Genomic DNA, 14,888 nt, shown 5'->3' on the forward strand with positions numbered 1-14,888 from the left:
TGCCTGCTGTCACCCCGCGGCGACGATGTCCCGCGCGATCAGGGCGGACTGCCGGTCGAGCATCGGCCCGCCCGGCAGCTGGCTGACGATCTGCCACGGCGCCAGTTTCGGCTTGGTGAGTCCGAGCACGGCAGCCGTCGCGGTGTCGGGGATGCCGAACCGCACCCCGGTATCGGTGACGTAGAACAAGGCATCCCGTCGAGTGCTGTCCGGCTCGACTCCGGTCACCTGGATGAATTCACCGGTGGACGCGGGCAGGTACGCGGCGTCGGCGCCGGTACTCGCCACGAGCGTCATCGGTGCGGCCCCGCCGGCCAGCGGCAAGCTGCTGCCTAGCAACACCTGCAATTGCGCGGCCTGATCGCCGTCCGCACGCGTCCAGGAGACGCATGCCACCGGGTCGGCGTCGGCGGAGATGACGGTCAGGTCATCACCGGGAAACTGGTCGACCGGCAAGCTGTCGACCACCGGAATACCTCGGATCGCATCCGGTGAGAGTTTCGGAATCGCCGTGAGCCCCATGGAATTCGCGGTCCGCAGCACGCGCGCGGTGAACTCCGAGATCTGCTGAACACCGTCGGCGAGCACCACATACGGAGCCGAACCGGTGACACCGTGGACCCTGATCACCGATCCGATGACGAACTCGCCACCGCGCACCGCACTCGGCTCACCCGCTCGCGGGATCACCGGCACCGCGAGATCGGGGACCGCCACGCTGGCATTGAGCAGGCCCGTCCCGATCGGTCGTGGCCGCAGGGCACGCAGTTGCGGCAGTGCCGAGACGATCGCGTCGTTGTTCTTGTCCACCCGTGCGTGCTTGCCGTCGTAGATCAGGTAGGTCGCACCGTCGTGCGTGGCCAGCACCGCCTCACCCGGTGCGGCACGGCGCATTTGGGCGCCGAGCCGCGGTGCGCCGGCCAGCACGGTGCTGCGCAGTCCGGTGGTCGCGTCTTCGCACAATGTCCATTCCGAGCGGCTGCGGTCGGCGGGGCCGGGCAGCGCCGACGGTGCGCCGGGAATGCCGAGCAGCGGCCCGCGCGGCAGCGACGACAATTTCGCGTCCTTGACCGAGGTCGGCGATTCACCGCTGCCGGTGATCAACCGGGCCGACGCGAGATTGAGTGCCGGATGCAAAGTTCCGTCGACCACCGCATACAGGGCGCCGGTGCCGGAACCCAGCACGATCTTCGCGTCGCCGACCTGCCCTTGCGGGCGCAGAAACGACAATATCGCGCAACCCGCGGTGACCAATACCGCCAGCACGATACCGGTGATCAGCGACCGGAATTGGATGCGCATGGGATCGTGCAACATTCGCACATCTCGGCGCACCATCGCGTGCCCGTAACGCTGGAGCAGAAAGCGATATCCATTCACCTGCGCACGGGTAGTCAACTGGGCAGGCACCACAACTCCTTACGCAATTTCGGCTGACCTGTGAGACGCTAACGCACAATGGAGGGTTTGTGCTGAATGGAGACAGGCCGAGTGAATAACGAACAAATTCCGGGAACTACCCCGGCGGAGTCGAATGCAATTCCGGTACCGGCGCTGTGCCGCCGCACCCTGTTCGACCGGGTGCCGTTGCCCATCGTGTTGCCGTGCGCCGCCGCGGGCACCGTGGCCGCTACCTCGGCAATCGCGTGGAACGCCCCGCCATGGGCGGTGGCAGGCGCCGGTATCGCGGTTTCCGCGCTCGGTGCGGCCCGCGTGCGGAAGACAAACATTTGGCGAATTCTGGGCATGCGCACCGCACTGTGGTTGCGCAATCGAAGCAAGAATGCCGCCCCGTCGCGCACCGAACCGTTCGATGTTCCGATACCCGAAGCCGGCAGCAGCCGGTGCGGAATGCGCTGGGACGGCCGCTATCTGATCACCATGCTCATGCTGGACAGCGCCGCGGTGACGCCCACCCTGCTCGACACGACCGACGTGCACTCGCCCTCGACCATCTCCCTGGCCGACGTGGCGGGTTGCGTGTCCCAGTTCGATATTCGGCTCGCGGCCGTCGACGTGATCGCCCACGGCGTCCGCACCGATGGCCCGCACAATGTGGCCGGACTGTACAAGAAGCTGCTCGGCCCGCTACCCGCCGCGGCATCGCGCACGGTGTGGCTGATCCTGCGTTTCGACCCACTGGACAACGCGGGTGCCATCGAGAACCGAGGCGGCGATCAGGAGGGCATGATCCGGACGGCGCTGGTCGCGACCCGCCGCGTCGCGAGCCGCCTCACCACCCGTGGAGTGCGCGTTTCGGTGCTGACGGCCACCGAGCTGGCCGCAGCGGAGGCGGCCGCGTTGCACGACACCGAGGTGGCGCAGTGGTCCGAGGACTGGCGCACGCTGCGCAACAACAGCATGGAGCTGACCGGCTACACGATCCCACCGGCCCGGCTGGACTCCGGTGTGCTGTCGGCGGTCTGGACGCTGCCCGGCAAATCCGTCCTCACCAGGCTGCGCCTGACACCACAACCAGAGTCGAACACTCCTGGTAAACGGGGTACCGCGGTGGCTTTGACCGCACTCGTTCGGCGCGACACGACGGGCACTGCCGACGCTGAACCAGACACCGCCGCAGAGGATCTCGGCCTGTTGGCGCTGCCGGGTAACCAGCGGCGAGTGCTGCTCGACGGCGGCCACCTCGACTCGTCCGCCGCACTGAGCGGTCCCCCAGCGGCGATGGCTCGCTTCACCGTGCCGGTCAGCGGCTGCGGTCAGGTGATCGGTGCGACGGAAGCCGGTGCGGGCGTTGCCGTTCCGCTATTCGGTCCCGCGGTCCGGCGGGTGGAGATCGTCGGGTCGCTGCGGCTCACCCAGCTGATGGTGCTGCGCTCGGTGGCCGTCGGCGCCCAGGTACTGGTGCACAGCGTCCGGCCCGACGACTGGGCACACCTCGTCAACGAGGTCGGCGCCCCTGCGGCGCTGGCCATGTCGTCGGCGGGCGGCTCGCACCAGACGGCCACGATGATCGTGTACGACGGGGTCACCGCCGCCGGGCAGGTCTCGGACGCGACCGCGGTCTACGTGCGCGAACCAGCGGAGGCACAGGTCATCCCGGATGCCGACGTGGTGCTGATCGAATCCCCGGACACCCCCGGCCGGGTGGTGCTGCGCACCGCGGGCGACGACCTGACGGTCCAGCTGGTGTCCATCTCGGAGGAGTTCGAGTACCTCGGTGCCACCGCGACCGAAACGCGAGCGCTGGTTCCGACGGCATGAGAAAAGGCCCGTCGCGGTGGCGACGGGCCCTTCTCGGTGTCAGCTGTTTACCAGACGAAGTCGTCGGCGACGTTCTGGTCGGTGGCCTGTGCCTTCTCCAGCGCGGCCCGCACATTGCCGATGCCCTTGCCGAGAATGACCAGCAGGTCGTCCATATCGGTCATCAGGGTGTTGTGCTTCTGCTGGAAGGACGCGGAAGCCCCCGCATCTCCACTCTGCCACGCCTGGCTGAGCAGCCTTTTCGCCGAGTCGTCGGCGTTGGTCCGTTCCGTGGTGATATTGGTCTTGTACCCTTCCAGATCGGTGATCAGCGCGTTGATTTTCGCGGGGTCGTAAAGCATGGTGGTGAAATCCCGTTCTCTGGTGTGTATTCGGTGCGATTCAGAGGTAGTTGGTGTTCAGCGTGGTGAAGCCGGACATGCTCTCGTCTTCAGCCGACGCGACCTTCTTCTCACCGGTGTTCAGTGCGTCGGACACCAGACCCAGGTCGACGTTCACGGCCTTGATCTTCGTCTGGAGTTCGGTGGCGAATTTGTTGAAGGCAGTGTAGGCCTCGCCTTCCCAGCCGCTCTTCGCGCTTTCCACCGCGACACCCAGATTGTCGACGGTCTTGTCGATCGGGGGAATGATCGCGGCATATTCGTTCGCGTACTTCTGGAAAGTAGCGAAATCAAGGTGAAGTGCACCGGCCATGAGACGTCCTCTCGAATGAATGGATCTGTGAAACTGCCGGAGCGATCACTCCGGACGATCGGGAAATCGGCGGTTACGGCATCCAGCGGCCCTGCGGCAGCGCCTCGATCTGCGCGGCGACCGCATGGGCCAGTCGGCGATCGCTGCCTGCGGCCAGGGTGGTCCAGGCCCGTCCGTCGCCGGCGATACTGCCGCCGGCGATGATGCGGCCCACTGCCGTGTCGTACACCGCGGCGGTGGCGGGCGAGCGCACGGCGACGCCGTCGACGTGGGCGTAGCAGACCAGCTCGGCGAGCGAAGTCCATTGCCGCAGTGCGAGTCCCAGCGTGACCGCCTCCGCTTCCGGCATACCGAGCTGGTACACGGCGTTGGTCGCGCTGGTGCCCGCCTCGTCGAGTCGCTGCTGCAACTCGTCGGTGGGGGCGCGGAAGGTCGGGATATCGGCGGGCTGGGCCAGACCGAGCGCGTCGAGCAGCGGCCGGGCCAGCAGCTCCGGGTCCTCGTCGCCCCACACAGGCCGAATGTCTAGTTCGTCGCCGACGCGAACCGCGACGGCATGGTCGAGCCCACGCCGGACCAGGCAGACCCGGTGCAGCACCCCACCGCGCCGGATCCGCAGCACCAGTTCGCGTTCCGGGCGGGCGAGGGCGAACAGCGCGGTGGCCAGTTCGTCGTCGCGGACGTCCCCGTCCGCGTCGAGCAGGCCACGATCACGCAGATCCAGTACCGCGGCGGAGCGGGCCGCCGAGGCGGCCGCGTGATCGGCATGACCTGAGCGCAGCGCGAGCACCGCGGGGAACGTCTGCACGCCGAGCGCATCCGCGACGACGAGCGCGCCGTCAGTGGTCAGGGTCGCCATCGGTCCTCCCCTCTCGGGATCGATCGGCGCTGATTGCCGTTGCGCTGCAGCATGTTCGAGCGGCGTAGTGCGGTGACGCGGGCAAGCCCTCGGTGGCGCGCATCATGACTGCACCTCCTGCGGCACCGGCTCCGCGCGCCGGACTTGCCCCATGGCACCGCCACCCGATACCACTACCGGGCCGCCACCCGATGCTGCAGTGGCGCCCAATACCGCTGGCGCGGTGGTGAATCCGGCGTCCACCACGATCTGCTCGCCGATGTCGCCCGCATCGGCGACCCCGGCGCGGGCCGCGGCCTGTTGCGCGGGCGACGCGGACTGTGTCGTGGTGGGCGGCGCGATCGGCGGCGGCACCGCTGCCGTGCCGACGGGCATCGAACCGGAAGACGGCACCGGCGTGATGGCCGGGCCCGGCTGCGGTAGCGGGGTGAGCATCAGCGATTCGCTGCCGACCGGCACGGTCGGCGGCGGCGGTGTCAGGTCGAGCGCGGACAGATCGATCGTCACCGCCGGCGCGTGCACGACCTCAGCGGGCACCGGCGTCGCGGCGGGCGGCTCCGGGGCGGCGGGCGTATTGCCTTGGCCCCGAGCCTTTTCGGCGAGCAGGTTGGCACCCGCCGACACCGCAGGCGCCAGCTCCTGCGTCCACGGCACCGCCAGTTTCTCTCCGGCCGCCTCGTAGGTGCGCATCACCTGGGCTGCCTGTTCGCGCAGGGCGTCGACCTGACGTTCGGCCAGGTCGAACAGCCCGGCCAGCGGTGCGCCGAGCAGGCTGCCGTGCAGCATGTCCTCGGCCGAGCGCACGGCCGCGTTCAGCTCGCCCACCGGCGGCATGGCGAGTTTGGCCAGCTCGTACGAGGCGGCCTGCTGGGTGGCGGTCGCGGCATTGTCGGTCGCCGCCGCGGTGATGGCGTCGAACCAGGTGGACAGCCCGGCCAGCTGAGCCAGGCCGTCCTCGCTGGAATCGGATCCCCAGGCGCCGCCCACCACCGAGAGGATGGCGCGAAATTCCGTACCGGCCTCGCCGAGCCCGGCGGCGAACTCGGCGTAGGCCAACCCGGCGTCGCCCATCTGGGCCGCGCCGGGACCGGTGGTCAGCTCGTGCGCCAACTGCTCGGCGGGCACGGCTGCCCAGTTCGTGCCGGTGAACCCGGCCAGCGGTGGCTCGACCATCGCGCTACATCAGTGGCTTGAACGAATCGACCACGTCGCCGTCGGCCACGGCGGCGAGGTCGGCGTGCGAGCGCAGGTTGGCGGCGATCTTGCGCAGTTCGCCGACCCCGCTGAGGTACGACTCCTGGAACGACCCGCCGACCGCGCCGATGGTCTGCGCGGTCTGCCGCGACACCGGATCGAGGCCTGCGGCGGCCGGGCTGAGCGCGTCGCCGCGCCGATGCAGCGTGCCTTCCAGGCCGTCGGCCAGGGTGTCGAGGCGACCCGCCGCCAGCCGGGCGAGCTCACCGTCGAATGCGATCTGACTCATCGAAATCTCCTCTGCTACAAGCTGTACGGGTTGTCTGTCTTGCTCGGTGGCGCCGCCCCGATGACCGGCGCCGCGGTCTCGGGGGCCGGGCCACCGACGAGCTCGTCGACGTGCCTGGCGTCCACCAGCGCGTCGGCATCCCCGTCGACCGGCCGCGACCGATCACCCACACTCGCGAGCCCACCCATGCCGGGCACGAGGGGCGGCAGCACCTCCCCCGCGAACCGGACGGTCGAGGTGGTGGCGCCCGGCGCCGGACCCGACGACGTGGCGACGACGGTTTCCGCCTGCCACCCACCCAGCGGTGCCGCCGCGCTGGTCACCGGCGGGGTGGACATCAGCGGCCCGATCGGCGCGCTCAACGCGGCAGCCGTCGGCGGCCGATTCGGCACCGGCGCTGTGGTTTCCGTGGCCGGTTTCGGCGGCAACTGGGCGGTGACCTGCTGGCCAGCCTGGCGCGCCGCCGAGATCAGCGGCTGCACCAGTTGCACCAGCTGCTGGACGACCTGGTCGCCCGAGGTGGTCGAACTGGCCGCCGCGGACTTCGCCGACATCCCGCCCGACGTCTGCACCGAGCCGGGGGCCGGGGTCGCCTTCCCCAGGTTCACACCCTTCATCAGTGACTGCGACGACTTACCCAGGCTGCCCAGCTTCGGGGTGGTCGGCTTGCGCACCGCCACCGGCTTACCCGCTTGCGCCATCTGCGCGGACTGCCCGGCCAGTTGCCCCTTGGTGTGCGCGGTGATCGCGATCGCCTCGATGCCCGCCTCGATCGCCGACGCCAGCAAGGCGGTCTGCCCGGCCGGGGTCGCCAGGGTCAGGCTGAGCGCGGCGGTGGTCGCCGCGAATCGAGCTGCCACCGCGGCCATTTGCAGGTATCCGATGGCCACCGTCCCGGCGGCGCCCGCGGTGATGCCCTTCATGTGCGTTGCCTGCCCGGCGATCTCGGTCGACGTCGCGACCGTCTGTACGGCGGCCGAGGTGGCGGCACGGCTGCCCGCGCTCTGCATCTGCTGCAGCAGCTGAATGCCGGTCGTCGCCAATTGCGTTGCGATGCTTATTGATTGGGTAACCTGCTGGAGCACGGTCTTCGGGTCGAGCGGGCCGTTGGCGCCCAGATTGCCGTCGCCGAAGCCGCTGAACAGATCGGTGACCGGCTTGATCAAGTTCAGCGGATCGATCGTCGGCAGCGGCGGCAGGCCGGGCAGCGGCGGCAGCGCGGGCAGTTGAGGCAGCGGCGGCAGCCCGATGTGCGCCAGCACCTGTTCGGTCGGCCGGTCGAGGAAGGGCGCTACCGGGGTGGTGCGGAGCGCGTCGAGCACGGTCGGTGACAGCGGCGCCGCGAGGTGCGCGGCCGTCATGCCTGCGCGCCCGCGGGCGGGACGAAGGCCTCGGCGTTGGTTTGATCGGCCAGCTCGTAGGACTGCGCGGCGGCACGCGCGGTGAGCGCGGTCCCGGCGAAGTTGGTCACCAGTTCGCCCACCGCGGTGAGGTGATTCGCCTGTGCGTAGGCGAAACTCACCAGGAATTCTTGCCCGATCAATCCGAACACGGGGGCGGCGGCGGCCACGACCGCGGCCTGATCGACGGCACCGGCGACGGCGACCGCCGCGGCCATCCCCTCGGAAATGTCGCCATATTGACGGAATGTCTGCGGCTGCACATTGACAACATTCATCGCGGTACCCTCCTGGGCTGATCTGCGAACTCGATACCTGGGCGGTTCACCCGGAAATCTAACGAGCACACGGTCTTTCGCAAGATCAGCGCGGGTCGCGGATCCTACTGTTCACCTTGCTGTTGTTTGTTCACCTTGCTGTTGAAGTCCTCGACCAGCCCGCCGCGGACCGCCAGCGCACGCTGCGCCGCGACGGATGCCGCGGTCACTACCGCGCCGTCGAATTCGCTTGGTGACAAACGGGATATGCCCTCGGTCAGGCGAAGGTCGAGGAGCCGGCCCGCGCCGTCGACGACGGCCGTGACCGTCGCATCGTCACTGGTGTGCTCGACCTTGATCGCGGCGATATCCTCGGCGAGCCTGCGCATCCGATGTATCTGCGCGGTCGCATCTGCTTCGAGTGCGGCGAAATCGGTCACCATGTGCTCCCGTCCTGATCGAGCCAGCTGCGCGGCTCGTATTCGTGTTCGGCCTCGTCGGCGAGTTCTGACTGCTCGACCGCCTGCTGGGTGGGCAGGCCGAGCAGTCGCAATGCGTCTTCGCCGAGCCCGAGGCCGGTCAGGTATTCCCGGCGGCGCACGCCCGCCCGGTCGGTGGCGAGCCGGCACAGCCGCAGCACGTCGTCGGCGAGATCGTCCGGATCGCGACGGAGCTGGTCCGGGGTGACGCGCACCATGGTCGGGAGTCCGGAATCCGTTGCGGTAACGACGATGTCGCCGCCGCGTAGGGAGGCTTCACCGGTGGCGAAGGTTTCGAAGTCCGGCACTTCGGGTGCTTCCGGCGCCGGTTCGGGCTCGGCGCCTTCGTACACCGGGTCGTCGTGCACAGCCGACTGGATCGCGCCGGTGTACCAATCGGTGTCGGCGGCTCGGGTTTGCTCAGGCACGGCGCTCGTCCTCCAAGGTCTGCAACACGGTGGTGATGTGGGCGTTGATCATGGTTGCCAGCCGGGGGCGGTCGGCGGGCGTCGCGACCGGCCCGGCCGTGTCGGTGACGGCGTAGCGGCCGTCGTCGACCAGGTCGTGCCATTCGATGCGGTAGCGGGTGATCCCGCGTGGCCCGAAAATCGAACTACCCAAACGGGTTTCGATGACGCCTAGGAACTCGGCCTGCTTTCCGAGCCATTCGGCGCTGCGCCGGTCGACATCGGCATAGCTCTCCTGCACCTTCGACCGGCCGTAATAGTGGTCGGTGGCACCGTCGTTGGGCGCGGTCACCAGCGGTGTATCGGGCAGGCGCCCTGCGGCCCGCTCGGGCAGCGCCCCGGCAATGGCGCCGGCGAGCCGATCCGCAGCACCGGCGGTGATCACGTAACCGCCGCTGTGCCAGATACTTTCGCCCGGCAGCTGACTGATCAGCGTGGCAACTGCCCCCTGCCGTGCACCGAGCACCCGAACCAAGGCGTCGGGGCGGTCCTGGTGCCGTGGATCGAAACCCTTGGCCGACACCAGGACATCGGCCCGCGCGACGCGGATGAGCGCGTCGTGCAGGGCGCCGTCATCGATATCGGCCGTGCGCGCCCTGGCCTCGGCGCGCAACCGTGCCCAGTCCTCGGCGCTCTCCCCGCGGTACAGCGCGAACAGCGGAGCGGGCAGCCTATCCTGAAACATGCTGTCCCACAGATCGATCAGCTCGACATCGGTGAGCCGCCAGGTGCGGCTCACCGGTCGAGCACCGGACGGATACCGCGTCCGGGCTCGCCGAGTGCCTCGTCGAGATGGTCGGTGGAGTTCAGGTATTCCGAACGCTTCTTCTCGCGTTCATCGTTCGGGTTCGACCGGCCGGGGACGCCACCGTACGGCGCGCCCGGCTGGAGTCCGCTGCCCGGCCCGGCCCGGCCGACCACCTTCGCTTCCGTGGGCACCACGGCGCGGGGAAACAGCGGGCTCGTCGCCGCACCGAGCGCGACCGGAGCGCGGCCGACCAAGCCTTTGCCGCCGATTCCACCGCCGCCCTTGCCGACCGGAGCTCCGGTGTGTGTGCCGACCGGCGGCACCGTGCTCGCGAAAATCCCCGGGTTCTTCGAGGGGTCGGTGGACAGATCTCCCAGCGGTTTGTTCAGCGGCGACAGCGATTTGTTGCCGATGCCCTCGAGTGGATTCGGTGGCTTGCCGGGGTTGGTGGGCGGCGGTTTCGGTCCGGGGTCGGGGTTGCCGATGATGGGCGGCTTGGATCCACCCGTGCCGCTGTCTCCGCCACCGCTGCCCTCACCGCCTTCGCCACCGCTACCTTCGCCACCGCCGCCTTCGCCGTCGATCGGCGGCGGCTTGTCACCGGAATCGCCACCCGCGCCTTCGGGTTTCTCCTCGCCGTTCGGGGGCGTCTGCTCGGTCATCGGTACCCCGGGCGTCTCGTCGCCGACGAACAGCGCCGGGGTCGTCACCGGATCGGGCGACGGCAAAGTAACGACGCGGCTCAACGTCTGCGGGTAGCTGTCGGAGTAGTGGAGCTGAAAGTTCTCCTGGTACCGGATCAGGTTGACCTCGTTCGCCATATTTTGCGAGATGGAGGTGGCCGGCGGCGGCGACGGTGTCGGCGGCATCGCGGTCTGCTTGGTCTGCTGGAGCCAGCCCGAGGTGTAGACCAAGGTGTCGCCCAGCAGGTTCATGTCGCCGGTGAGCTGCTTGGAGGCCTCGGTGTAGCCGGTGGTCGCCGTGATCGCCGACTGCGAGCCGACCCCCTGCCACCGGTCCGAGGTGGACGCGATCGTGGTGCGCAGGGTGGTGAAGCCGGTTTCGAGGGTCGTGGACAGCCAATGCCACACCTCTCCGGCATTGGCCACTGCCTGCGGGGTCATCGAATTGCAGATGATGTAGAGCATTTCCCAGCCCAGCTGGCCGCCCATTTCGGGGCCGAACCCGAACGAGTCGTATTTCGTCACCGGGTCGGGTTTGCGTGGACTGGTCGGGATGGTGCCGGTCGGTGGGGCCCCGCTCGGCGGCGTGCCCTTCGGGTTGAAGGAGATGTCTTCGAAGCTCGCCGCCGACTCACCCTCGGTACGCGCGTAGCGCTTGCCCGCGGTGACGAAAGTGTTGCCCATGTCGACCAATATCTGACGGTGCCGGTCGATGCGCTGGCGCAACTCGGTGCCGAACTTCAGGCTGAACACCGTCCACATCAGCTGGCCCGACACCGAGGCAGCGATATGCGGGCTCGCCGCAGCGGTGTTCTGATTGATCCAGTTCTGCACGCCCACTACAACTTCGAGCATGTTCTCCACGTGCTGGGCACACTGCTCGGCCGTGCCGGGTTCGAGTTTCAGATTCCCGTTCTTCGCCGAGGTGAGCAGGCCAGCCCAGAGCGTGCCCTCGGAAGGATTCGGTTCAGGTGCCATGTGTTTTCTCCGATCACCGCAGTTGGTCGCGAAGACGTTCGATGCCCGCCAGCACGACGTCCGGTCCGGGGAAGCGCGGCCGGTCGTCCTCGACGGTCGGCGCGTAGAGGTCGGCGACCTTGCGCGCGACCGCCGCCACCGCCGCGCGCGACGCCGCGACGATGGCCTCGGCAATCTCCTCGTAGCCGAGATCGGCGATGGCGCCGGAGAATTGCAGATCGATCAGCACGCCGTCGGCGTTCACCGCGACGGTTACCCGACGACCCTCCGCGGACGCGGTGGCGAAGAGGCGAGCCCGCTGTTCCTGAAGTTCGACAAGGTCGGTGTGCTCGCCGACAACGGCGAGGGGCTCGCGCTCGGCGGGTGGGGTCCGCAATGCCGGTGGCGGTGGCGGCAGCTGCTGTTCGTCCGGCATCCAGTCGACCAGATCCGACAGTTTCGGCAAGCCCAGCAACGCCTCCCGCTGCGCCGAAAGAATCTCGTCGGCTTTGCGCTGCACCGCCGCGGCCGCCCGCTGCGCCGCCTGCACGACGCCGCGGGCGATCTGGTGATAGCCGAGATCCTCGATGTCGTCGTCGAAGTCGACCTCCGTTACGGCACCGGACACGTCTGCCACCACCACAATTCGCTCCCGCTCGGCCGACGCCGACGCCGTCACCGCCTGGTGCAGGCGTTTGGCCTCGGCGAACCCGCTGATGAGCCGGTGCACGTCGTCGACCACCTGGGCGACTTCCATTCTCAGCCGATCATTCGGACCGTGCACCGGGCCTCCCTCTCCTGAGTGCGGCATATGATTCGCTCGCCGCTCATCGGCCGTGGTCGTAGACGCTGGCCCTGGCCACCCCGCGGCGTGACTCGTCTTCGCGGACCAGCATGAGTTCGTCGCAGTGCCGATCGATGAGGGCGCGGAATCCGTCGCTGTCGACCGCGACGGCGGCGGTAGGTGTTTCCATCCCGATCGCGTAGCAGCCGTCGCCCGGATGGTCCTCCCAGACAAGCCATTTCGTTACTTGACCGGCCGGGCCGAAGTTCGAGTGGCCCTGGGTGATGACGACCCGGCCAACGGTCGCCTTCGGCGCCGCCTGCCACTGCCTGCACCGGGCGTCGACATCGCGGTCGCCCTCGTCGTACAGCGTGCTGCGGCCGTGCCAGTGATCGAGTTCGGCCACCCCGCCGGAGTCGAGCAGCTCCACCCTCGGCTGATTGCCAGCCGTCATTGGCGGCAGCCTGTCGACCAGCAGGCGGGTCAGCGACGCCGCATCGCACTCGGTGATCTCCAGCTCGTCCTGACTTTCCAGCATGGTCGGGCTGAAACCCTGGATCAGTACCGCGCGATCACCGAACTTCCGGCCCGCCATCACGATTCGACCATCCAGCACCCGCGCGGCGCTGTAATCGTCGGCGTGGACGGCCAGTCGGATATCGGCCCGCAGCGATTTGACCAGCACGTCGGCCAGTGCCGGGTCCCACGCCGCTTGCAACTCACCCCAGACTCGCGCCTTGGCGAACTGGTAGTCGTAGTAGCCGCGAATGGGTGAGGTGTAGATGAACGGCCAGTTCCGATCGCGGTCGACGAGTCGTTCGCGCAGCACTCGATATTCGAGGCCGCTCAGGCGCCAGGTGCGTTCCACTATCGGTTTCCCTCCACCGTGCTGCCGGGGGTCCCGGTCGCTGTTTCGCCCGCCACCTCGGTGGTCGACCTGGTCGCTGTGAAGTCCTCGAACACCTCCGGCTGATGCCCGCCGGCTCGGCCGGGAAGATCGAGCCGCAACTGCGGTGCGCCACCAGGGGGCAGCGCGAAGGACACGCTGAGCGGCCCGGTCGCGCCCGAGGGGAACAGCTGCTCCTCGAGGTCGTGTACCTGCCGTCCGATCCGCTCCGACGCCTCGTCCAGCGCCTGCTTCACCGTCATGGTGCCGTTCTCCACGGCCTTCGCCAGCTGCTGCAAGGCGGGGCCGAGCTGGGCGGCGAGCTGATTGCCGAGCTGGACCAGTGTCGGGATCGCCGACGCAATCAGTTGCAGCGCTTCGGAGAACAGACTCATCATGTCGGCACCGGATGCGCCGCCGCCACCTACTCCGATCGGACCCATCGGCCCAGTAGGGCCGATGCCTTGACCGGGATTGCCCGTAGGGTTCGAACCACCGCCACCGGTGCCGCCACCGGATTTGCCGCCGCCGGAACCGGTTCCGCCACCGGAGCCTTTGCCTTCGCCCCCGCCACCGGTGCCGCCACCGGACTTGCCGCCACCGCTCCCGGCACCCTCACCGCCGCCGCTCTTGCCGCCGCCGGTTCCACCGCCCTTGCCGTCGCCATTGCCGCCACCGGTTCCGCCGCCACCCTTACCCCCACCGCCGCCGGTACCACCACCAGGATTACCGGTCGGCTCCTTATAGTTGTAACTGCCCGGCAGATCACCGGTAGCACCCATCAGCTTGTTCGGATCAGCGAACACCGGAATCAACCCCGCAAGCTGCGTCACACCCCCGCGATAACCCTTCTGACTACTCTGCGCATCACCCTTGTCCCAGAACGTCCGCATCGCGGTCAACGCACCATTCACATCAGTAGAACCATTGATATCGGTAACCTGACCACCCGCGTCATACTTCTTGAAATCCTCATACTCATATGAACGGTTTTTGATGAAAACGTTGAAATCGGCCGTATTACCGACAACATTCGACATCGACTCCATACCCCGCTGCAACGTATCCGTCGCCTGCAGATACTTCTCCAGGAAAGCCACCGCACGTTCGGCGCCACGACCCTCCCAATACCCATTCTTGAAAACAAAATCGACCTCGTCGACGAACTTCTGCACCGACCGCCGCCACAACACCCCCAACGCCTTCCACTCACCCGCGAGCCAGAACGTATTACCACCATTCTTCTCGATCATCGCAGCGATATTGGCGAAATCGAGCAGAACGAAGAAGTCACCACTCTCGATCGCCCCCTCGATCCGCCCCTTCGCACCCGAATCGAAACTCACACCCGAACCAGCAGTCGTCGGCAACCCCGGACCCGACTGCCAAGTGTTAGGCGCAGTAGCATGAAACTTCGACAACTCCGGCCAATGATCCGTCCCCTTCTCCGGGGCACTAAAAGTATGCGCATTATCATCATCGGTACTGCTATACGACTTATGCGCCGCAACAAACGTATTCGCCATCACCGTGACAATCGCCTGATGATTCTTCAAAATATCGACCAGCTCGACAGTCCGCTTGTCCTCGAACCTGTCGAACAACATCTTCATACTGTCCAACGTCGTCACACGTTGCGCGGCACTACCGACCGACAAATCCTTCTTGTTATCGATCGTCCACACGAACTTCGCAAAATGCTCCCCCGACACCAAATCGATAAACCCCTTGATATCGGCCGCGAACCCCTCAGCCGCCGACACCAACTTCCCCAGCCCGCCGCCATCAACTTTCAACAACTTCAACTTGCCGTCCTGCGCGCCCTTCAACAACCCAGACCACTCGGTCTGATCGAAACCAGGCCCACCCGACGTCATCCCACTCCTACCGTCAATTCACTGCGTCCGCCCTGAGTTTCTAGCACCGAACATTCGGGCGGTCACGCTGTAAGGCGACCGCAGCCCGGTCCG

16 protein-coding genes are annotated in these 14,888 nt (G+C 67.6%); 1 reads left to right on the forward strand and 15 read right to left on the reverse strand.

The window, feature by feature from the left end:
* Nucleotides 1-9 precede the first annotated feature (9 nt).
* Nucleotides 10-1,410, reverse strand: coding sequence for a type VII secretion protein EccB (gene eccB / locus IBX18_RS35050; protein WP_194837760.1), 1,401 nt, complete (start codon nucleotides 1,408-1,410; stop codon nucleotides 10-12).
* Between the two features lie 81 nt (nucleotides 1,411-1,491).
* Between eccB and eccE the strand changes: the two genes are divergently transcribed.
* Entirely contained in the window at nucleotides 1,492-3,222 is a 1,731-nt protein-coding gene (eccE, locus tag IBX18_RS35055; protein WP_194837761.1) for a type VII secretion protein EccE, read from the forward strand.
* A 47-nt stretch (nucleotides 3,223-3,269) separates the two neighbouring features.
* On the opposite strand, the gene IBX18_RS35060 is transcribed toward eccE, so the two are convergent.
* The 14 genes from IBX18_RS35060 to IBX18_RS35125 all read right to left on the reverse strand — a co-directional run bounded on the left by IBX18_RS35060 (nucleotide 3,270) and on the right by IBX18_RS35125 (nucleotide 14,795).
* Complete coding sequence (locus tag IBX18_RS35060; RefSeq protein ID WP_147128986.1) at nucleotides 3,270-3,563, reverse strand: hypothetical protein; 294 nt, start codon at nucleotides 3,561-3,563, stop codon at nucleotides 3,270-3,272.
* 40 nt (nucleotides 3,564-3,603) lie between these two features.
* A complete protein-coding gene (locus IBX18_RS35065; RefSeq protein ID WP_135235261.1) occupies nucleotides 3,604-3,915 on the reverse strand; it encodes a WXG100 family type VII secretion target in 312 nt (103 codons plus the stop codon).
* Between the two features lie 73 nt (nucleotides 3,916-3,988).
* A complete protein-coding gene (locus IBX18_RS35070; RefSeq protein ID WP_194837762.1) occupies nucleotides 3,989-4,774 on the reverse strand; it encodes an ESX secretion-associated protein EspG in 786 nt (261 codons plus the stop codon).
* Between the two features lie 102 nt (nucleotides 4,775-4,876).
* On the reverse strand, nucleotides 4,877-5,947 hold the full coding sequence (locus IBX18_RS35075) for a PPE domain-containing protein (RefSeq protein ID WP_194837763.1): 1,071 nt from the start codon (nucleotides 5,945-5,947) through the stop codon (nucleotides 4,877-4,879).
* Nucleotides 5,948-5,951: 4 nt separating this feature from the next.
* Entirely contained in the window at nucleotides 5,952-6,257 is a 306-nt protein-coding gene (locus IBX18_RS35080; protein WP_107654631.1) for a PE domain-containing protein, read from the reverse strand.
* 14 nt (nucleotides 6,258-6,271) lie between these two features.
* Nucleotides 6,272-7,618, reverse strand: a complete 1,347-nt coding sequence (locus IBX18_RS35085) for a hypothetical protein (protein ID WP_194837764.1) — start codon at nucleotides 7,616-7,618, stop codon at nucleotides 6,272-6,274.
* A complete protein-coding gene (locus tag IBX18_RS35090; RefSeq protein ID WP_107654629.1) occupies nucleotides 7,615-7,935 on the reverse strand; it encodes a type VII secretion target in 321 nt (106 codons plus the stop codon). The genes IBX18_RS35085 and IBX18_RS35090 overlap by 4 nt, the downstream gene beginning before the upstream one ends.
* A gap of 104 nt (nucleotides 7,936-8,039) precedes the next feature.
* Nucleotides 8,040-8,357 (reverse strand): YbaB/EbfC family nucleoid-associated protein, encoded by a 318-nt coding sequence (locus tag IBX18_RS35095; protein ID WP_194837765.1) that lies wholly within the window; start codon nucleotides 8,355-8,357, stop codon nucleotides 8,040-8,042.
* On the reverse strand, nucleotides 8,351-8,821 hold the full coding sequence (locus tag IBX18_RS35100) for a hypothetical protein (protein WP_228542286.1): 471 nt from the start codon (nucleotides 8,819-8,821) through the stop codon (nucleotides 8,351-8,353). The genes IBX18_RS35095 and IBX18_RS35100 overlap by 7 nt, the downstream gene beginning before the upstream one ends.
* Entirely contained in the window at nucleotides 8,814-9,599 is a 786-nt protein-coding gene (locus tag IBX18_RS35105; protein WP_194837766.1) for an ESX secretion-associated protein EspG, read from the reverse strand. The genes IBX18_RS35100 and IBX18_RS35105 overlap by 8 nt, the downstream gene beginning before the upstream one ends.
* Nucleotides 9,596-11,269 carry a hypothetical protein gene (locus IBX18_RS35110; RefSeq protein WP_194837767.1) on the reverse strand — a complete coding sequence of 558 codons (1,674 nt, stop codon included), beginning with the start codon at nucleotides 11,267-11,269 and terminating at the stop codon, nucleotides 9,596-9,598. Before IBX18_RS35110 ends, IBX18_RS35105 begins: the two co-directional genes overlap by 4 nt.
* A gap of 13 nt (nucleotides 11,270-11,282) precedes the next feature.
* A complete protein-coding gene (locus IBX18_RS43275; RefSeq protein ID WP_194837768.1) occupies nucleotides 11,283-12,032 on the reverse strand; it encodes a YbaB/EbfC family nucleoid-associated protein in 750 nt (249 codons plus the stop codon).
* A gap of 43 nt (nucleotides 12,033-12,075) precedes the next feature.
* Nucleotides 12,076-12,900 carry an ESX secretion-associated protein EspG gene (locus tag IBX18_RS35120; RefSeq protein WP_194837769.1) on the reverse strand — a complete coding sequence of 275 codons (825 nt, stop codon included), beginning with the start codon at nucleotides 12,898-12,900 and terminating at the stop codon, nucleotides 12,076-12,078.
* On the reverse strand, nucleotides 12,900-14,795 hold the full coding sequence (locus IBX18_RS35125) for a hypothetical protein (RefSeq protein ID WP_194837770.1): 1,896 nt from the start codon (nucleotides 14,793-14,795) through the stop codon (nucleotides 12,900-12,902). The genes IBX18_RS35120 and IBX18_RS35125 overlap by 1 nt, the downstream gene beginning before the upstream one ends.
* Nucleotides 14,796-14,888: the final 93 nt, after the last annotated feature.

The organism is Nocardia sp. XZ_19_369 (genome assembly GCF_015355715.1).
Classification (GTDB): Bacteria; Actinomycetota; Actinomycetes; order Mycobacteriales; family Mycobacteriaceae; genus Nocardia.